The 17,783-nt window shown below is 64.1% G+C and carries 17 protein-coding genes and 1 tRNA gene; 10 read left to right on the top strand and 8 right to left on the bottom strand.

The genetic code is table 11. The features are described from left to right. Positions 1 to 210: 210 nt before the first annotated feature. The gene (locus ABD742_RS21730) at positions 211 to 495 is read right to left on the bottom strand and encodes a hypothetical protein (RefSeq protein ID WP_234753913.1); all 285 of its coding nucleotides are present in this window, start codon (positions 493 to 495) and stop codon (positions 211 to 213) included. 337 nt (positions 496 to 832) lie between these two features. On the opposite strand from ABD742_RS21730, the gene ABD742_RS21725 reads away from it, so the two are divergent. Beyond that, positions 833 to 2,446 (top strand): peptide chain release factor 3, encoded by a 1,614-nt coding sequence (locus tag ABD742_RS21725; RefSeq protein ID WP_234753914.1) that lies wholly within the window; start codon positions 833 to 835, stop codon positions 2,444 to 2,446. 132 nt (positions 2,447 to 2,578) lie between these two features. Here the strand turns inward: ABD742_RS21725 and ABD742_RS21720 are convergent, their stop codons facing one another. The 3 genes from ABD742_RS21720 to ABD742_RS21710 are packed head-to-tail and all read right to left on the bottom strand — an operon-like array spanning position 2,579 to position 5,525. Continuing rightward, on the bottom strand, positions 2,579 to 2,950 hold the full coding sequence (locus ABD742_RS21720) for a Pr6Pr family membrane protein (RefSeq protein WP_234753915.1): 372 nt from the start codon (positions 2,948 to 2,950) through the stop codon (positions 2,579 to 2,581). A 29-nt stretch (positions 2,951 to 2,979) separates the two neighbouring features. Beyond that, positions 2,980 to 4,353 (bottom strand): DNA repair protein RadA, encoded by a 1,374-nt coding sequence (gene radA / locus ABD742_RS21715; protein WP_234753916.1) that lies wholly within the window; start codon positions 4,351 to 4,353, stop codon positions 2,980 to 2,982. Positions 4,354 to 4,394: 41 nt separating this feature from the next. After that, positions 4,395 to 5,525, bottom strand: a complete 1,131-nt coding sequence (locus ABD742_RS21710; protein WP_234753917.1) for an FUSC family protein — start codon at positions 5,523 to 5,525, stop codon at positions 4,395 to 4,397. A 282-nt stretch (positions 5,526 to 5,807) separates the two neighbouring features. On the opposite strand from ABD742_RS21710, the gene pstS reads away from it, so the two are divergent. The 4 genes from pstS (at position 5,808) to pstB (ending at position 9,938) form a co-directional block, all read left to right on the top strand. Beyond that, on the top strand, positions 5,808 to 6,929 hold the full coding sequence (gene pstS / locus ABD742_RS21705) for a phosphate ABC transporter substrate-binding protein PstS (protein WP_234753918.1): 1,122 nt from the start codon (positions 5,808 to 5,810) through the stop codon (positions 6,927 to 6,929). A gap of 139 nt (positions 6,930 to 7,068) precedes the next feature. Next, positions 7,069 to 8,001 carry a phosphate ABC transporter permease subunit PstC gene (gene pstC, locus ABD742_RS21700; protein ID WP_234753919.1) on the top strand — a complete coding sequence of 311 codons (933 nt, stop codon included), beginning with the start codon at positions 7,069 to 7,071 and terminating at the stop codon, positions 7,999 to 8,001. After that, complete coding sequence (gene pstA / locus ABD742_RS21695) at positions 8,001 to 9,110, top strand: phosphate ABC transporter permease PstA (protein WP_234753920.1); 1,110 nt, start codon at positions 8,001 to 8,003, stop codon at positions 9,108 to 9,110. Before pstC ends, pstA begins: the two co-directional genes overlap by 1 nt. 48 nt (positions 9,111 to 9,158) lie before the next feature. Next, positions 9,159 to 9,938: a phosphate ABC transporter ATP-binding protein PstB gene (gene pstB / locus ABD742_RS21690; protein WP_234753921.1), complete on the top strand. Its 780-nt coding sequence runs from the start codon at positions 9,159 to 9,161 to the stop codon at positions 9,936 to 9,938. 143 nt (positions 9,939 to 10,081) lie between these two features. On the opposite strand, the gene ABD742_RS21685 is transcribed toward pstB, so the two are convergent. The 3 genes from ABD742_RS21685 to ABD742_RS21675 form a co-directional block, all read right to left on the bottom strand. Then, entirely contained in the window at positions 10,082 to 11,095 is a 1,014-nt protein-coding gene (locus ABD742_RS21685) for an inorganic phosphate transporter (RefSeq protein WP_234753922.1), read from the bottom strand. A 1-nt stretch (position 11,096) separates the two neighbouring features. After that, positions 11,097 to 11,714 (bottom strand): DUF47 domain-containing protein, encoded by a 618-nt coding sequence (locus ABD742_RS21680; protein WP_234753923.1) that lies wholly within the window; start codon positions 11,712 to 11,714, stop codon positions 11,097 to 11,099. 238 nt (positions 11,715 to 11,952) lie between these two features. Next, complete coding sequence (locus tag ABD742_RS21675; protein ID WP_234753924.1) at positions 11,953 to 12,612, bottom strand: hypothetical protein; 660 nt, start codon at positions 12,610 to 12,612, stop codon at positions 11,953 to 11,955. Positions 12,613 to 12,880: 268 nt separating this feature from the next. On the opposite strand from ABD742_RS21675, the gene ABD742_RS21670 reads away from it, so the two are divergent. Next, a tRNA-Lys gene (locus ABD742_RS21670) sits at positions 12,881 to 12,953 on the top strand. 35 nt (positions 12,954 to 12,988) lie between these two features. On the opposite strand, the gene ABD742_RS21665 is transcribed toward ABD742_RS21670, so the two are convergent. Beyond that, a complete protein-coding gene (locus ABD742_RS21665; protein WP_234753925.1) occupies positions 12,989 to 14,383 on the bottom strand; it encodes a CoA transferase in 1,395 nt (464 codons plus the stop codon). A 95-nt stretch (positions 14,384 to 14,478) separates the two neighbouring features. On the opposite strand from ABD742_RS21665, the gene ABD742_RS21660 reads away from it, so the two are divergent. The 4 genes from ABD742_RS21660 to ureC all read left to right on the top strand — a co-directional run bounded on the left by ABD742_RS21660 (position 14,479) and on the right by ureC (position 17,769). Further along, a complete protein-coding gene (locus ABD742_RS21660; protein ID WP_234753926.1) occupies positions 14,479 to 15,087 on the top strand; it encodes a DedA family protein in 609 nt (202 codons plus the stop codon). Positions 15,088 to 15,290: 203 nt separating this feature from the next. Then, a complete protein-coding gene (locus ABD742_RS21655; RefSeq protein ID WP_078106942.1) occupies positions 15,291 to 15,593 on the top strand; it encodes an urease subunit gamma in 303 nt (100 codons plus the stop codon). A 9-nt stretch (positions 15,594 to 15,602) separates the two neighbouring features. Further along, positions 15,603 to 15,995, top strand: coding sequence for an urease subunit beta (locus tag ABD742_RS21650; RefSeq protein ID WP_234753927.1), 393 nt, complete (start codon positions 15,603 to 15,605; stop codon positions 15,993 to 15,995). Continuing rightward, the gene (gene ureC, locus ABD742_RS21645; protein ID WP_234753928.1) at positions 15,985 to 17,769 is read left to right on the top strand and encodes an urease subunit alpha; all 1,785 of its coding nucleotides are present in this window, start codon (positions 15,985 to 15,987) and stop codon (positions 17,767 to 17,769) included. Before ABD742_RS21650 ends, ureC begins: the two co-directional genes overlap by 11 nt. Positions 17,770 to 17,783: the final 14 nt, after the last annotated feature.

Below are 17,783 nucleotides of genomic sequence, written 5' to 3'. Positions count from 1 at the left end.
GGTTTTCAGCAATGAGTCGGCGGGACCAAAATGCCAGGTTTCCCGCAAGCTCAATGATAGAGGTATAGACCGGCAACAACCGCACGGGCAAGCCTTAAAGTGCCCCAAAGAAGGTCATGTGGCGAGTGCTTCGAAACGCGTTCGACGGCGGCCGCCAGACCGCCACTTTCAGCCCGGTCCCCGGGGCCCTCAGCTCGGTCCCCGGGACCCTCAGGGAGCCGTCCGAAGGCGCGCGAGTCGCTCAAGGTCGCGTCGCACACTCTGCAGCGCGGCTTCCCGGGCGGCAGCCCTTCCGGTGTCCGGATGCGTTTGCCTCGCAGGAGAGTGGATTCCACCTGCGCTTGCGTCCGGGCGGTGTCCTTGCCGGGGCCAGCTCCTGGCCGCGGCGGAGTTCGCTTCCGTAAACCCCGCAGGGTTCGCCGCGGGGTTCGCCGCGAAGTTCGCAACGGGGGAGGGGCCGAGGGGATCGTAGAACAAGTCATTCCCTGGTTTCATTGATGCCCAGTTCCTTTCATGCCATCGTCGGCTGCTCGGGTGTTTCCTGGCGGATGGCTCCAATCGAGGGCCGGAGTGTCCGCCACTGATTCAAACTATCGGCAAGTGATTTCGGAGGTTTGTGCACCTCGTTTCGATCCTGTTAAGCGGGGGCCCCGGGGCCCTGCCTCCGGCGGGGTCCCGGGCTGCGATAAACTTGATATCTTGGCTGGCGCGCAAATCGTGCGTCTCCCTGAGTTGGCCCCCGGCCGGCACGGGGCCCGTATCCAGCCTCCATTCCACGTTTGGCCCGTCGTTCCAGTGCGGGCAACGCCCAGATCGCAGCGAAAGTAGCACCGTGTCCCAAGAAGTCCTGAGCCCCGCCCGAGTCCAGGAAATTCACCATGAGGCCTCCCGGCGTCGGACTTTCGCGGTCATTTCGCACCCTGACGCCGGCAAGTCCACGCTCACGGAAGCCCTCGCCCTGCACGCCAAGGTCATCGGCACCGCCGGTGCGTCGAGCGGCAAGGCCAACCGCAAGGAAACTGTTTCCGATTGGATGCAGATGGAAAAGGACCGCGGTATTTCCATCAGCTCCGCGGCGTTGCAGTTCTCCTACCGGGACACAGTGATCAACCTGCTGGACACCCCGGGCCACGCCGACTTCTCCGAGGATACCTACCGCGTCCTGGCTGCCGTCGACTGCGCAGTGATGCTTGTGGACGCCGCCAAGGGACTGGAAACGCAGACCATGAAGCTCTTCGAGGTCTGCAAGCAGCGGAACCTGCCCATCATCACGGTCATCAACAAATGGGACCGCCCGGGCCTGGACGCCCTCGCGCTGATTGATGAGATCACGGAACGCACCGGACTCCAGCCCATGCCCTTGACGTGGGCCGTCGGCATTTCGGGCGACTTCCGCGGAGTCTGGGACCTTCGCAATGACCGCTTCGCACGGTTCGCGCGCAACAACGCCGGCGCCAACATCGCCATCACCGAGTACTTCACTCCGGAAGAAGCAGCCGAAACCCAGGGCAACAACTGGAGCGACGCCGTCGACGAAGCCGGACTCGTGATCGAATCAAACCTCGAGTTCAACGTGGAGCGCTTCCACGCCGGAACGGCGACACCCATTCTCTTCAGCTCGGCGGCATTGAACTTCGGCGTCAAGGAGATCTTGGATGCCCTGGTAGACTTCGCGCCTCCGGCCGCACCCCGCCCGGACGTCGACGGCGAGCCCCGTTCCGTTGACGCTCCCTTCGCGGGGTTCGTCTTCAAGGTCCAGGCCGGCATGAACAAGGCCCACCGCGACCACGTTGCGTTCATCCGTGTGTGCTCCGGGGTCTTCGAGCGCGGAATGGTGGTCACGCAGACACGCACTGGGAAGTCCTTCGCCACCAAGTACGCCCAGCAGGTGTTCGGACGCGAACGGGAAGTCATCGACGAGGCCTACCCGGGCGACGTCGTTGGCCTGGTCAACGCGTCCTCACTCCGCGTAGGGGACAGTCTGTTCCTGGACGAACCCGTGGAATTCCCCGCTATTCCGCTCTTTGCCCCCGAGCATTTCCAGGTGGCCAGGTCCCAGGACCCCAGCCGCTTCAAGCAGTTCCGCCGCGGCATTGAGCAGCTTGAGCACGAGGGCGTCATCCAGGTGCTCCGTTCCGACGTGCGAGGCGACCAGGCACCCGTGCTCGCCGCCGTCGGGCCCATGCAGTTCGAAGTAGTGGAAGACCGCATGGCCCACGACTTCAACGCCCCGATGCGCTTGGAGCGCCTGCCGTACTCAATGGCAAGGATCTCGACGGCGGAGGCCATGCCGGCGCTCGCCAACGTCCCGGGCGCTGAGGTGCTGCTGAGGTCCGACGGCGAATACCTCGCGTTGTTCAACGACGTCTGGGCTCTGCGCCGGATCGAGAAGAACCACCCGAAGCTCACGCTGGTCCCGATCGGCACGCACAACCCCGCGAAATAGTCCTCCAAAGGCGAAGCAATCCGCTGGACATGCCCCTTGTAGCAGTCGAGGGCTGGACATAGTGCTGTTATGTCCAATCCTTGGTTCGAACAGGGGGCATGTCCGGTGGGGGACGTGCGCTTGGGGGAGTGGTCAGTAGCTCACTTGGCGTTCGAGCTTGTTTCCCAGCGCGAGCATGGCGAGGCTCACCACGAGGAATCCTACGGAGATCGCTACTGCGAAAACCGCCACTCCGCCCCAACCGCCTGCGCGCATGGGGTCGATGAACCAATAGGCGTACCAGTTGACGAAAGAGCCGCGGATCAGGCTGTAGACGAGGTAGGCAACCGGGTAGAGCAGCCAGTACCAGAGGTGCTTGATGGTCAGCTTGGAGCGCGGAGGCTGGAACAGCCAATCGGCCACCATGACAACCGGCATGAGGTAGTGGACCACGAAGTTGACCCAGGGGAGCAGGGAGCCGAGGTCCTGTCCCGCGAGGAGTGCGCCGAAGACGAGTCCCACCACGGCCCGACACTCCGAGGCCAACCCGGCTGCTAGCTGATCAGCAACTCCAAGGCCTCGGCCAGGTGTGCCACTTCGCGGACCGAGAACCCCTCCGGGACAGGTCCCGGTCCGTTGGGACTCGCGGGCACCACGGCGTGGGTGAATCCAAGCCGCTGCGCCTCGTGGATGCGCTGGTTGATCCCGGGAACGGGGCGGACCTCGCCGGCCAGGCCAACCTCGCCGAAGGCAATGAGCCTCTGAGGCAGTGCCTTGCGCGCCTTCGCTGAGGCCACGGCAAGCGCCACCGCCAGGTCGGTGGCCGGTTCGCTCAATTTCACCCCTCCGACAGTGGCCACGTAGGAGTCGTCCTTGTGCAGGATGCACCCGGCCCGTTGTTGGAGGACGGCAAGGAGCATGGCGACGCGCGAGCTGTCCAGGCCGCTCGTGGCCCTGCGCGGCTGTGAGCTGGTACTTTCGGCGAGGAGCGACTGCACCTCGGCCAGCAGCGGACGCCGGCCTTCCATGGTCACGGTGATGCAGGTGCCGGACACCGGCTCCCGTGTCCGCGATACAAAAAGCCCGCTCGGATCGGCGAGGCCTTCGATGCCGGTTTCATTCAGGTCGAAACAGCCGACATCGTCCGTGGCCCCGTAGCGGTTCTTGACCGCTCTCAACAAGCGCAAGCGCGAATGGCGCTCGCCTTCGAACTGGCACACAACGTCCACCAAGTGTTCCAGGAGACGCGGACCGGCAATGGAGCCGTCCTTCGTCACGTGGCCGACCAGAAGGGTGGTCATGTTGCGGCGCTTCGCGGCGGCGATGATCGATGCCGCGACTTCCCGGACCTGAGACACGCCGCCCGCGCTGCCTTCGACATCGGCGCTGCTGAGGGTCTGTACCGAGTCCACAATCAGCAGCTTCGGCTCGAGCTTCTCCACTTGCCCCAGCGCCTGCCCGAGGTCCGTTTCCGCCGACAGATAGAGGGTATGCGCGACCGCGTCAATGCGCTCCGCGCGGAGTTTGACCTGGGCCGCAGACTCCTCGCCCGTGACGTACAAGACGTCCTGGCCCGTCCGGGCGAACTTCGCAGCGACATCCAGCAGAAGGGTGGATTTCCCGACGCCGGGTTCCCCGGCGAGCAGGATCACCGCGCCGGGAACCAGCCCTCCGCCCAGGACGCGGTCCAGTTCGTCGACGCCGGTGGGCAGGAAAGCGGCCGTGGTCCCGTCTACCTCGGCAATCCGGCGGGCCGGTTCCAAAACTGTTGTTGCCGCCGTCGTACGCGCTACGGTGGCTCCGGTTTCCTCCACGGTGCCCCACGCCTGGCACTCACCGCAGCGGCCCACCCACTTGACCGTGGTCCACCCGCATTCGGCACATTTGTACGCGGGTGTCTTGGACGTGCGTGAGGTCTTGGAAGCCATGCGTACAAGGCTAGTGGAGGGGTAGGACAGTCAGGTGCGACTCACTGCAAGGGAGGAAGCACGTCGCGGGCTTCCCGGGGGTCCATACCCGCGGCTTCGAGTAGATCCACCATGAGCGGGCGGAAGAGCATCACGACTGTTTCGCCCTCGAGCTTCTCGACGTGCAGCATTTTGGGGTGCAGCCGGGTGGCAATGTCGGCCAAGTCCTGCCGCGCACCGCGCAGGTGGGCGCGGCGGGCGCCGTCGTGCACTTCCGCGAGCCCGAGCGACAGCTCCTCGACGGCGGCAGAAGTGTCCTGCAGAACCTCCGAAATGCTGTCCGTCGCCTCGTCCGTCAATGCTGCATGGTTGATGGCGCTCGTGAGCCTCCGCGCGAACACCCGTCCGTTGCGAAGGGCGAGGTCGATGGAATCCAGCGATTCCTCCAGCATGGTCAGCTCGTCGCGGTGCCGACGGTACGCCGGGGCGAGCGTGGCCACCTCACCGGACGCTTTGAGGGATTGGCGCATCCGGTCCACGAGGGGCTGGCAATTCCGTCCCCGGATGAGGGCGTGCCAGGCCTGGGTCGAGTCGCTGTTGATCAATGCGTCGGCACACTCACGGAGGACCTCCGAGAGTTCGTGCAGGAGCTTGCGGACGTCCTGGCGCGGCTCCCGGCGCGGGTCCTTGGGAACCAGCATGGTGACGAGGAGCGCGAAAACCCCGCCCACGACGGCGTCGATGCTCCGGGTGAAAGGCCCCCCGGCCGGCGCGGGCAGCAAGACCACGAGCAGCGACTGCAGGCCGAGTTGGGTGGTGAAAATGGAGCCACCGTCCAGGAAACGTGCCAACAGGATGGAGAAAAGAAGGACGACGGCGGCCTGCCAGATCCCCGAACCCAGCCAGTGGAGGAGCAGATCACCGACGACGATCCCGAGGGTGCAGCCAAACCCGACTTCCACAACCCGGCGAAGCCGTGGATCCCGCGAGAAGCCGAGCGCGATCAGTGACGAGGTCGCGGCGAAAAGGGGTCCCGAGTGCCCCAGGATATATTCAGCGAACGCGTAGGCGCCTACGGCGCACACGGTCATCTGGACGGCCGGAACCAACGAGTTCCGGCTGCGGATGAAGCCGGTGCGCAGCCGCGCCCGCAGGAATTTCTTGCTTGCTGAAAGTCCTTGGGGGGCGGTCATGGTTCAAGTCTATTCAGCAGCGGCTGACGGAGTGGGGCTCACTGAGGGAACCGTAAAGTGAGGGGCGTCACTTAATCCCTCATGACACGCCAAGCGCAAGTGCGACGCTGCACTTGTAAGCCAATGGTCCACAGTCGTTCACCTTCTGTTCACTTTGGACCGCCGATCCCGTTACCTGTGGCTCCTACCGTCAATAAAGGTACAAACACGTACGCAAATCTTTCGTATGCCGACTTTCTCCCTCGGCACGCATCAGAGAATCCCTGGAAGGGGTACATCCCAGTGAAGGCAACTCGCTTCGGCCGCAACGCGGCAATCGCGGTCCTCGCAGTCGGCGCCCTTGCGCTGACCGCTTGTGGTTCAGACAACGCAACTGGCGCCACACCGGCAGCCACCCCGAGCGCCGCAGCCGTCAAGGTCACCGGCACCCTGACCGGTATCGGTTCCTCGGCGCAGGGCGCCGCAATGGACGCTTGGAAGACCAACTTCGCTTCCGCGAACCCGGGTGCCACGGTCCAGTACTCCCCGGACGGCTCGGGCGCGGGCCGTAAGGCCATCCTCGACGGCTCCGCACAGTTCGCAGGCTCTGACGCCTACCTGACTGACGCCGAGCTGGCCAGCTCCAAGACCAAGTGCGGCACCGACGGTGCCATCAACATCCCGGTCTACATCTCCCCGATCGCCGTTGCCTTCAACATTCCGAACGTCAAGGACTTGAAGTTCGACGCCGACACCGTTGCGAAGATCTTCCGCGGCCAGATCACCAACTGGAACGACCCGGCAATCGCCGCCCTGAACGCAGGCGTCACGCTTCCGGACCTCAAGGTCACCCCGGTCAACCGCTCTGACGACTCCGGCACCACCCAGAACTTCACGGACTACCTGGCATCTGCTGCTCCCTCGGTCTGGACCGACAAGGCTGCTGGCCTGTGGCCTGCATCCTTGAAGGGCGAGAACGCCAAGGGCACCTCCGGCGTCGTCAAGACCGTCACCGACACCCCGGGTGCCGTGACCTACGCTGACGACTCCGCAGTCTCCGGCAAGCTCGGCACCGCAGAGATCAAGGTTGGCTCGGACTTCGTCAAGATCTCCCCGGCCGCTGCTGCGAAGGCTGTTGAACTGGGCAAGGCCGTTGCCGGCCGCCCGACCGGCGACCTTTCCATCAAGCTCGACCGCACCACCACGGATTCCTCGGCCTACCCGGTAGTCCTGGTTTCCTACCACGTCGTCTGCACCACCTACGACAAGCAGGCAACCGCTGACCTGGTCAAGGCATTCGAGAGCTACGTAGTCTCCGACGCCGGCCAGCAGGCTGCTGCCGGCTCCGCCAAGTCCGCTCCGCTCTCCAAGGCGCTGCAGGACAAGGCAAAGGCCGCTCTTGACTCCATCAAGGCCAAGGCCTAAGGACCACAATGGAGTAGTGGTGCTGCGGACCGCGGCGCCACTACCCTGGATATCGAGGTTCCCCGTCCCGCGCTGGTGAAACATCACCGGTCGGGGCGGGGAACTTGGCCATTTTTGAGTGAATCTGAAGGATCGTGAAGTGACCACCAACTCCTTGACCACTTCCCAAGGTGCCGGACGCGCTGGGGACAAGGTCTTCTCCGGAGCCACCCTGGCCGCGGGATGCCTGATCCTCGTGGTTCTCTTCGGCGTCGCACTTTTCCTTGTAGTCCAGGCCATTCCGGCGCTTGTGGCCCCACCCGCGGACATCCAGGGCGGCCACGGCTTCTTCGCCTACATTGGGCCGATCGTGGTGGGAACCCTGATTGCCGCCGCCATCGCGCTTGTGATCGCTACTCCCGTAGCCATCGGCGTCGCCCTGTTCATCTCGCACTACGCGCCCCGCAGGCTCGCCTCGGGCCTTGGCTACGTGGTGGACCTCCTCGCTGCCATTCCTTCTGTGGTCTACGGCGCATGGGGCGCGGCATTCCTTGCCCCCCAGATTTCGCCCGCCTACGGCTGGCTCGCCACCAACATGGGCTGGTTGCCGATTTTCCAAGGCCCGGCCTCCGCTACCGGCAAGACCATCCTGACCGCGAGCATCGTCCTCTCCGTCATGGTTTTGCCGATCATCACTTCCCTGTCGCGTGAAATCTTCCTGCAGACCCCGAAGCTCCACGAGGAAGCCGCCCTGGCCCTCGGCGCGACCCGCTGGGAAATGATCAAGATGGCTGTCTTGCCGTTCGGTCGCCCGGGTATCGTGAGCGCCATCATGCTGGGCCTCGGCCGCGCACTTGGCGAGACCATGGCCGTCGCGCTGGTCCTGTCCTCCGGCGTCCTGACCGCAAGCCTGATCCAGACCGGCAACCAGACCATCGCCGCGGAAATCGCCTTGAACTTCCCTGAAGCCAGCGGACTCAAGGTCAGCACGTTGATCGCGGCCGGCTTGGTATTGTTCGTCATCACCCTGGGTGTCAACATGATTGCACGCTGGATCATCTCCAGGCACAAAGAATTCTCGGGAGCCAACTAATGACTGTCACAGCCCCCGTGGCGCGCAAACGCTCCGCACTGACCAAGGGCCAGTTGCCCGCTTTCGCGCCGTACGTCGTCCTGGCCGTTGCCCTGGTGCTCGGCGCAGCGATCCTTGCACTGATCGGCTTCAACGCCTTCGGCTGGGGCCTCGTCTCCGCCATCCTCTTCGCGATCGGCCTGGTCGGCTGGAGCGCCGCCGTCGAAGGCGGCCGCAAGGCGAGCGACAAGCTTGCCACGTGCCTGATCGTCGGCTCTTTCCTTGTGGCGCTGCTGCCCCTGATTTCGGTGATCTGGACCGTCCTCGTGAACGGCATCCCGGGCATCATCACCCCCGGCTTCCTGACGACTTCCATGAACGGCGTCACGGGTTCCCTCGACAACAAGAGCGTCGATGAAGGCACGAAGGTCCTCGGCGGCATCTACCACGCGCTCCTGGGCACCGTGCAGATCACCTTGCTTGCCACTGTCATCTCGGTTCCGGTTGGCCTGCTGACCGCAATCTACCTGGTGGAATACGGCAACGACCGGGCCCTCGCCCGTGCCATCACGTTCTTCGTCGACGTCATGACCGGCATCCCGTCGATCGTGGCAGGTCTTTTTTCCGCAGCCTTCTTCTTCGCCGTGGTCGGCCCGGGCACCAAGACCGGTGCGGTTGCCGCCGTCGCGCTTTCAGTCCTGATGATCCCGGTGGTGGTTCGCTCCAGCGAGGAAATGCTCAAGATCGTCCCGAACGAGCTCCGTGAGGCGGCTTACGCGCTGGGTGTCCGCAAGTGGCGCACCATCATCAAGGTGGTCATCCCGACCGCGATTTCCGGTATCGCGTCCGGCGTCACCTTGGCGATCGCCCGTGTGATTGGCGAGACGGCTCCGATCCTGGTCACCGCCGGTTTCGCGACCACCATCAACAACAACGTGTTCGGCGGCTGGATGGCTTCGCTGCCGACGTTCATCTACACGCAGATCCTGAACCCGACCTCGCCGTCCAACCCGGACCCGTCGAGCCAGCGGGCATGGGGTGCCGCGCTGGTCCTGATCATCCTGGTGATGCTCCTGAACCTCGGCGCCAGGCTGATCGCCCGGATCTTCGCCCCCAAGGCCGGCCGTTGAGCCACAAGGCCACCAGCAAACTTCCAACCACAGCACCGAAGGAACACCATGTCTAAGCGGATCGACGTCAAGGATCTGAACGTCTACTACGGCAGCTTCCTCGCCGTTGAAGGCGTCAACATCAACATTGAAGCCAAATCGGTCACGGCATTCATCGGCCCGTCCGGTTGCGGCAAGTCCACCTTCCTGCGCACGCTGAACCGCATGCACGAAGTGCTGCCCGGTGCACGCGTTGAAGGCGAAGTCCTGCTCGACGGCGACAACCTCTACGGACCCGGCGTGGACCCCGTGACGGTCCGCACCCAGGTTGGCATGGTCTTCCAGCGGCCCAACCCGTTCCCCACCATGTCCATCCGCGACAACGTGCTGGCCGGCGTGAAGCTGAACAACAGGAGAATCAGCAAGGGTGCGGCCGACGCGCTCGTGGAGAAGTCCCTGCGCGGCGCCAACCTGTGGAACGAGGTCAAGGACCGCCTCGAGAAGCCGGGCTCCGGACTCTCCGGCGGCCAGCAGCAGCGGCTCTGCATTGCCCGTGCCATCGCTGTGGAACCGCAGGTCATCCTCATGGACGAGCCCTGCTCCGCGCTGGACCCCATCTCCACTTTGGCCGTCGAAGACCTCATCAATGAGCTCAAGGACGAGTACACCGTGGTGATCGTGACCCACAACATGCAGCAGGCCGCACGCGTTTCCGACAAGACCGCGTTCTTCAACATCGCCGGCACCGGGAAGCCGGGCAAGCTCATCGAGTTCGCGGACACCACCACCATCTTCAACAACCCGTCCCAGAAGGCCACGGAAGACTACGTCTCCGGCAGGTTCGGGTAAGTCCCCACCGGCTCCCAGCCTTCGCAAGCTCAGGCCGGGGCCCTCGCCGGCGTGGGCCCACTGCGAAAAGCCCGAAGGCGACGGTCGCCTTTCCAGGTGACTGCCGGCGTCGGGCTTTTGCGTGCCTGGAGGAACTGCTGAACTCAGCGGGATAAGGGCGAGAGCGCCAGCCCAAGGACGAACGCCACGGCGGCGGTGACGATCGGCGTCGCGACCCAGAACCCCAGGATCCGCAGCACCATCCGACGGTTCGTGACGGAGAAATTCTGGTTGGTTCCCGCGCCGAGCACTGCCGACGTCACGGTGTGGGTGGTGGAAAGGGGCAAATGGAAGCCGATGGCGCCGACGAACAACATCAGCGAGGTCAGGCTCTGGGCGATAAATCCCCGCATCGGGTCTATCCGCGTCAGCTTGTAACCCAAGGTGTACGAGATGCGCCAGCCACCACAAAGCGTTCCCGCCGTGAGCATGACAGCCACCAGTAGGATGACCCAGAACGGGAGGTCATTGGAGTCGGACACCCCGGCCGCCACGGCGCCCAACAGGATCACCGCTACGGATCTCTGCCCGTCCTGCAGGCCATGGCCGAACGCAACGGCAGCGGCCGAGACAGACTGGGCATGGCGGAAGCGGCCATGTACGACATCGGGCTGGGTGTAGCGCGCTGCCCACGTGACCGGCCACACGAGAAGATAGGCGCCGAGGAAGGCAATCACGGGGGACAGTAGCAACGGCAGGACCACTTGCACCAGCAGAATGCCGTCTACTCTGTTGATGGAGCTGCCTCCCATCACTGCGCTTGCAGCTCCGGCGCCCACCAGGCCTCCCACCAAGGCATGGGTTGACGAGAGCGGCACACCGCGCCACCAGGCGTAGATTCCCCAAAGGATGGCGCTGCACAGCCCCGCGGCGAGCACAGTCAGCCCGCTCATTCCCGAAGGGAGAACCACCCATGACTGGCTGAAAACCAGCGCGAAACCGCCACTGAGCAGCACGCCGGCAAAGTTGAAGACAGCCGCCAACACGACGGCAACTGACGGAGTGAGGGCACGGGTCCGCACGGAGAGCGCGACGGCGGTGGAGACGTCGCGGAAGCCATTCACGAATGCGAAACCAGCCGCCAGCACCACCACAAGGGCGAAGAACGCGACCGCCACCTCATGCTTCCTTGACGATGATGCTGCCTACCTGGGTCGCGACACGGCGCATGTCCTTGGTGACCTCAACTAGCTGGTTGGCTACGTCGCGGTTCCTCGAAAACTGGGTGGACTTCATGTCGCGGAGCATCTCGGCCACCCAGGTCCGGTGGCTGCGCTCCGCGCGCTTGGCCAGCCGCAGGACCTCGATCCAGTAATCCTCGAGCTCGTCCAGATCGTCCAGCTGACGCATGGCATCAACCGTGAGTTCCGCTTGGCGGCTGATGATCTCCAACTGGTCCGCCGCGCGCTTGGGCACCCTGTCCAGTTTGTAGAGGGCTACGAGCTCACCCGCGGCATCCAGCTTTTCCATCGCCTCGTTGAGGAAACGGGAGAGGGCGTACATGTCCTCGCGGGGGAGCGGGTTCACGAAACTCGTCCGCATGTGGGTCAAGAGGGCGAAATGCAGATCCGTGGATTTGGCCTCATGTTCGTGCATCTCTTCCACAAGCCGTTCGTGCTCCGCGACAGGGGCTCCGAAGATCTCAGAAAGCGTCCCGGTTGCCTCAAGAATCTGGCGGGCCATTTGCGACAACAATTGCAGACCGGCGGGTTCTTGGGGGAACAGACGCAGCTTCATTTGGCTTCCGGTAGGCGGGAGGGATGGGGGTGGGGCGGCGTCTTCGCCGAAGGGCATAAAAATGGTGCCGAACCGGATACGCCTCTCGGCGGTAGGCCGCTCGAAGCGGCTATAAGTTGAAGCCCGGGGGTTTCGCGGTTCGACACCAGTTTCAGTTTTCTACGTCGTCCGAGCTAAGTCAACATTGACAGCTGGCGCCCGAGGTGGTTGTGACTGCCCCCCGCCCTTATATTTCACGTCAATCCAGCTCTCCGAGGCGCCACGCATTGGCCGCGTGCTCAAGATCTTCCGCGGTTTTCACGAGCTGGTGGGAGTTCCGGGTCAGCTTGCTGGCGTGGCCTTCGTTGGAATGCTCTGCGCTGTCGGCCAGGGTGGCTTGGCCGAGCGCGACGACGCGGCAAAACGCGGCCGAGCGTTCCAGCGCGACGTCGAAATCGCCGTCGAACGCTCCCGAAAGGATAGCGTCCGCCATCTGCTTCATTTCATCGGCGCCCGGCGGCTCGGCGGCTCCCGCCACAACGTGGGAAACCTGGGCGGTGTCCCGGCCGGCCTTGAAGTACACGGAGATGCGCTCGGAGTCCTGCATGGTGGCCGCGCGCAATGCATAGAGCCGCCACAAGGCGCCGGGCAAGGACCTGGCGGGGCTCTCGGCCCACATTTCGGCGATAGCCTCCAGGCCTTGCTCGTCAGCGAGCTTCACGAGGCGCCTGGTGATCTTGGGATCATCGCTATCGCGGCCTCGCCGGACGAGGGCCTGGGCGGCAAGGTGCGCGGCCTCGGACACACGCGCGGGGTCCGCTCCGCCGGCAAACGGCTCGAAGTCAACCGGCGCGAAGGGTTTCGGCTTGTGGTGCCTATTTGCTCCGCCGTAAACAGGAGGTCCCGATTGTTCGCTCATGCCCCAACGCTACTCCTGTGTTTTCGCTCGTGCACTCTTGACTGGCGCTTGTCGCATCCTCCCCATGTTTGGATCCGCGAGCGCCCCGACACGCCGATGTGGCCGCGCGTCGTCGTCGGGCTTTGGTTCAAAAGCGGGGAGAACGCTGCTGGAGCCGGCTTCTCTTCGAGTTTGCGCCAAAAGAGGTCACGACGGCGCGGGTGCTGCGCGTGTCAAAACGGCCTTGAGCTTGAGGTACAGTATTTATGGCTGTTTCTACAGTCGGCAGGGGCCTTTAGCTCAGTTGGTAGAGCATCGGACTTTTAATCCGTGGGTCGTGGGTTCGATCCCCACAGGGCCCACCCAAAAACCCCCGGAACCGTGCGGTTCCGGGGGTTTACTTGTGCGTGGCCCACATCGCTGGGTGACGGCCGAGCGGTCCGGCTTGCTGCGACCAGTGCGCGGCGACGCCGTCGATTCGCCCTGGAAGAGGCACATGTCGCGCCGGCCCCCAGTCAGTGGTGGTTTCCACGAGAGTGAAGTCTTTCGGTGCAGCTGCGGATAAGTGGCCGTTTGGCGGGGTCAGCGAGTACAACAGGTTGGCCGTGCCGATGAGTGAGCCCTGGATACGGGCCGCTACCGAATGGGTGAGGCGCCGGGTCAGGGCCCGGGCGACGGCGGCGGCCAATAGCCAGCCGGTCGCGTGGTCGAGAGCCTGAACGGGAAGCGGGGTCGGCTCCGCTTGGCCAGTCGCGGTGGCTCCGTCGTCAGCGATCCCGCAGCTCATCTGGACCAGGCTGTCGAACCCGCGGCGATTGCGCCAAGGGCCATCCCAGCCGTAGGCGTCCAGGCTGGCGATGATCAGGTCGGGGTTCACCGCGATCAGGGCATCGTCGTCGTAGCCCAAGCGTTTCAGGGCGTCGCCTCGCAGTCCCGACACGATCACATCGGCACCCGCGAGCAGTTCCTCGAACATCGCGCGGTCGCTTGAGGCAGTGAGATCCAAAGCGGCGGTACGTTTGCCGAGCGTGGTCTCAGGCAGTAGTGACGGCACCTCGTCAAAGCCTGGGGGATCGATCCGCAGGACGTCGGCACCGTAGCCGGCAAGGAATTTGGTGCACACCGGTCCTGCGATCACCCGGGTTAAGTCGAGCACTCGCACCCCGTCGAAGGGTAGTTGCCCGATGGCGTTCGGCGTGCGGGCGCCGGGTGAGCGGCGCTCGACGACGGTCAGCGGCAGCGCGTCCGCGGTCGCCGCCCCCGCAGGCGAGGCGAGCCACTGGCCGCGGTTGTGCATGACAGCGGCGCATCCGCCCGCTTCCACGATCGCCGTCTCCAATTCCTCGGCATGCAACCCGGCCACCGCGGCCTGAACAGCTTCGCGGTCATGGGCGCCCAGCACCCGCTCGACGGCGGCGCGGTGGCTGGCGTAGTTGGTGTGCAGCCTGATCCAGGCGTCCGACGCACGATAGTTGCCGGCGATGGGGTCCCACAGCGGTGGCCGGGTCCAGCCGATCGGGGTGAACAGCCTCTCGGACGCGAACGCGGCGCACGACTCCCGACTGTCTACCGTCACCGCCGGCTGCCCTGACTGGCGGAGAGCTGCAAGAAACTGCGCTGCGGTCACCGTTGCGGCGGCAACCGCCCCCGTCGCAAGTCCTGTCACGTCGAAAGCGGCCGGGAGGACCGCCCTTGGCCCGGTCGTCGTTAGCTGAGTGGCTGGCCAATCCGCATCATCGGCGCCGATTGCATGCCACACGCGGGAGGTCACATCAGCGAAGGTGTCATTCACACTCACCATTCTCGACGGGCCAACACGGAACGAGCAACGGCGGCCGGATCTGACGCCTCCTGCCCAAGGAGGCCTTCAACTGCCAGACTGTCTTCATGCAAGCGCTTTTGGACGGACTCCTGAACACCAGCCCGCTCGTGATCGCGTGCATCGTGTTCGCCCTCGTGTTCGCTGAGGATGCAATCTTTGTGGGCTTTGTGATTCCTGGTGAAACGGCGGCGGTGGTCGGCGGGGTGATTGCGAGCCGCGGGCTGTTCGAATTGTGGGCCATGATCGCCATTGTGGTGACTGCCGCGATCACGGGAGACACCGTGGGCTATGAAATAGGCAAGCACTTCGGCCCACGGGTGATGGCCTTGAAAATCCTGGACAAAAGACGCGCCCAATTGCAGAAGGCCGAAGACTTCCTCAAAGACAAAGGAGGCGTCGCGGTGCTTCTGGGTCGGTTTACGGCTTTCTTTCGTGCCGTCATGCCCGCGCTCGCGGGACTCAGCCGCATGCCTTACCGGCGCTTCGCGTTTTGGAATTTCAGCGGCGGCATTATCTGGGGATCGTTGTTCGTGACCCTCGGCTTTGTGGCCGGAAATTCGTACGAAGAAGTGGCGCGCGTAGTGGGCCGGGGTGCCGCGGCTGTGGTGGCAGTCATTGTGGTGGCGATTCTGGTGGTTTGGCAGGTCAGGAAACACCGCGCGAGGAAGGCTTGATGCCGCAAGAGCACGGAAACCTTGCGGAAATCTCAAGGCTTTAGGCTGGTCACAATTCGTTCGGGAGGGGCAGTGAAGGGTCGAACTGGATATGTCTGATGTTTGGCGTTATAACCGTAGTAGCTGCCCCGACGTCCTCGGCTTTTCTGAGCCTCGAGTGGTCTGATGTCCGCTTCTGCAGCACGCAACTTTAAGGAGAACCGATGCATCTTTTGCCCCGTGAGCAGGAAAAGCTCATGATCGTGGTCGCGGCCGACCTCGCCCGCCGTCGGCAATCCCGCGGCCTGAAGCTCAACTTCCCCGAAGCCGTGGCGATCATCAGCTACGAATTGATTGAGGGCGCACGTGACGGGAAAACCGTCGCTGAACTCATGAGCTACGGGACCACCCTGCTTCGCCGTGAGGATGTGATGGAGGGCGTGCCTGAGATGATCCATGACGTCCAGATTGAGGCCACATTCCCTGACGGCACCAAGCTCGTCACCGTCCACGACCCGATCCGCTAGGAGGCCAACATGATCCCCGGTGAGTACCGTCTCCAAGCAGAGCCCATCGCTTGCAACAGCGGACGCGAGGCAATCGCCGTCGACGTCGTCAACCGTGGCGACCGCCCGGTTCAGGTGGGTTCCCACTACCACTTTGCGGAGGCGAATCCGGCCCTCGATTTTGACCGCGAAGCAGCCTACGGCCGCCGCCTCGACATCCCCGCCGGAACCGCCGCACGCTTCGAGCCGGGCGATTCCAAGACCGTCAAACTCGTTGCGCTTGCGGGCAGCCGCGAAGTCTACGGCCTGCGGAACGCCGTCAACGGTCCCCTTGACGCGGACGCAGGAAAGAACGACGGCGGCGCTGCCGCCGGCACCGAAGGGCCCGGAGCCAGCAAGGAAGGACAGCCCAGTGAGCTTTGAAATTTCGCGCAAGCAGTACGCAGACCTTTACGGCCCGACGACGGGCGACTCCATCCGCTTGGCGGACACCGAACTTTTCCTCGAGATCGAGAAGGACTGCACGGTCTACGGCGAAGAGGTCATGTTCGGCGGCGGCAAAGTGGTCCGCGACGGCATGGGGCAGAACGGCCAAGTGACCCGCGACGGCCGCCGACCTGAATGGAACGCGGCATCGGACCAGACGTTTGACGTCCCGGACACCGTCATTTCGAACGTCGTGGTCCTCGACTACACAGGAATCTACAAGGCCGATGTGGCGCTCAAAGACGGCCACATCTTCAAGATCGGCAAGGCCGGCAACCCCCAGATCGCCGACGGCGTGGACATCGTGATCGGGGCCAGCACCGAGATGATCGCGGGAGAGGGCAAGATCCTCACCGCAGGCGGGGTGGACACCCACATCCACTACATTTCCCCGGACCAAGTCCCCACGGCTCTGTGCAGCGGGATCACCACTATGGTGGGCGGTGGCACGGGACCGGCCGAAGGTACCAAGGCCACCACCATCACTCCCGGCAAATGGCACATTTCACGGATGCTGCAAGCCGCGGAAGGGCTGCCGATCAACATCGGCCTCCTCGGCAAAGGCCACGCGTCCGCCATCGAGCCGCTTGCCGAACAGATCCGCGCAGGCGCGGTGGGCCTCAAAGTCCACGAGGACTGGGGCGCCACGACGTCGTCGATCGACATGTCCCTGCGCGTTGCCGATGAATACGACGTGCAGGTAGCCATCCACACGGACACGCTCAACGAGTGCGGATTCGTGGAGGACACCATCAAGGCCATCGACGGCCGCGTGATCCACACCTTCCACACCGAAGGCGCCGGCGGCGGGCACGCTCCGGACATCATCAAGATCGCCGGATTGCCCAATGTGCTCCCGGCATCCACCAACCCGACGCTCCCGTACACGCGGAACACCATCGAAGAGCACCTGGACATGCTCATGGTGTGCCACCACCTCAACCCGGACATCCCGGAAGACGTGGCGTTCGCCGATTCCCGCATCCGGGCCGAAACCATCGCCGCCGAAGACGTGCTCCAGGACCTGGGCATCTTCTCCATGACCTCCTCGGATTCCCAGGCCATGGGCCGCGTGGGTGAAGTCGTCATCCGCACGTGGCAAGTGGCCGATGCCATGAAACGGCAGCGGGGTGTCCTCAAGGACCCGTCCGGCGCAAGCCACGGTGCTGCAAACGGCTTGGGCGAGGACAGCGACAACTTCCGGATCAAGCGCTACATCTCCAAATACACCATCAACCCGGCGATCGCGCAGGGCATGGCGGACTCCATCGGCTCGGTGGAAGTGGGCAAATTCGCCGACCTCGTCCTCTGGAATCCGGCCTTCTTCGGTGTGAAGCCGGAACTGGTCCTCAAAGGCGGTCAGATCGCCTACGCACTCATGGGCGACTCCAACGGTTCCATCCCCACCCCGCAGCCACGCACCATGCGCCCGATGTTCGCCGCCCACGGCAAGGCGTTGCAGCAGTCCTCCATCACCTTCCTGTCCAAGGCGGCCATCGACGCCGGTGTCCCGGAAGAGCTTGGGCTGGAACGGGTCATCCGGCCGGTGTCCGGCATCCGGAACCTGAGCAAAGCGGACCTAAAGTTCAACGGCGAGACGCCCGACATCGCCGTCGATCCCGAAACGTACAAAGTGACGGTCGACGGCGAAGAGGTCACCTGCGAGCCTTCCGACGTGCTGCCCATGGCCCAGCGCTACTTCCTTTTCTAGATCGCCGGAGGAGA

The organism is Arthrobacter ramosus, assembly GCF_039535095.1.
Taxonomy (GTDB): domain Bacteria; phylum Actinomycetota; class Actinomycetes; order Actinomycetales; family Micrococcaceae; genus Arthrobacter; species Arthrobacter ramosus.
Note: the sequence above shows the minus strand (reverse complement) of the source record. Positions and strands in the feature narration are given on the sequence as shown.

Bases quoted from the DNA above. Each gene is read 5' to 3' on its own strand.
- ABD742_RS21730 (WP_234753913.1), bottom strand. From the start codon at position 495: ATGAAACCAGGGAATGACTTGTTCTACGATCCCCTCGGCCCCTCCCCC.
- radA (WP_234753916.1), bottom strand. From the start codon at position 4,353: ATGGCTTCCAAGACCTCACGCACGTCCAAGACACCCGCGTACAAATGT.
- ABD742_RS21710 (WP_234753917.1), bottom strand. From the start codon at position 5,525: ATGACCGCCCCCCAAGGACTTTCAGCAAGCAAGAAATTCCTGCGGGCG.
- pstA (WP_234753920.1), top strand. From the start codon at position 8,001: ATGACTGTCACAGCCCCCGTGGCGCGCAAACGCTCCGCACTGACCAAG.
- pstB (WP_234753921.1), top strand. From the start codon at position 9,159: ATGTCTAAGCGGATCGACGTCAAGGATCTGAACGTCTACTACGGCAGC.
- ABD742_RS21680 (WP_234753923.1), bottom strand. From the start codon at position 11,714: ATGAAGCTGCGTCTGTTCCCCCAAGAACCCGCCGGTCTGCAATTGTTG.
- ABD742_RS21675 (WP_234753924.1), bottom strand. From the start codon at position 12,612: ATGAGCGAACAATCGGGACCTCCTGTTTACGGCGGAGCAAATAGGCAC.
- ABD742_RS21660 (WP_234753926.1), top strand. From the start codon at position 14,479: ATGCAAGCGCTTTTGGACGGACTCCTGAACACCAGCCCGCTCGTGATC.
- ABD742_RS21655 (WP_078106942.1), top strand. From the start codon at position 15,291: ATGCATCTTTTGCCCCGTGAGCAGGAAAAGCTCATGATCGTGGTCGCG.
- ABD742_RS21650 (WP_234753927.1), top strand. From the start codon at position 15,603: ATGATCCCCGGTGAGTACCGTCTCCAAGCAGAGCCCATCGCTTGCAAC.